Here is a 404-nt window from a genome sequence, read left to right as displayed (position 1 = left end):
CGCGAAACTGGCTCATGGGAGCTGTCGTTTTCGAGTTATTGCTCAGCCTGTGGCATGTTATCTTTACCAATCCCGGTGAAGAATTCGTTCCACTGGCACTGCGTGCCGGTGGCGGTCTTTTCGGAGCCGTGTCGGCAGCTTTTCTGCGCAGTTGGTTCGGCGGTTTCGGAGCCGTTTTGGCTCTTATCGTCGTCCTCATCGGTACGGTTATGATTTGGAAGAAAGTTTCTCTTTCCAAACCCGTCGCCCTTGCTCAGGAGATGACGGCTGAAGGCGTGTCACATGTTTCCGAAAAAGCGGTAGCCGGTATTCAGACGGCGTCGCATTCCGTGCAGGAATCGTGGCAACGTCACAAGGAACGGAAAATTTTTGACGTTGAACAGGAAAAAGACGCTTTAGGTGAA

Annotated in this window: 1 protein-coding gene; it reads left to right on the top strand. The window is 52.2% G+C overall.

The genetic code is table 11. The features are described from left to right. On the top strand, window positions 1-404 hold a 404-nt coding region (locus tag PGX78_RS09060; RefSeq protein ID WP_333524052.1), incomplete at both ends, for a DNA translocase FtsK 4TM domain-containing protein.

It is taken from the genome of Megasphaera sp. AF13-6AC, from assembly GCF_027685385.1.
GTDB lineage: Bacteria > Bacillota > Negativicutes > Veillonellales > Megasphaeraceae > Megasphaera > Megasphaera micronuciformis.
Note: the sequence above shows the minus strand (reverse complement) of the source record. Positions and strands in the feature narration are given on the sequence as shown.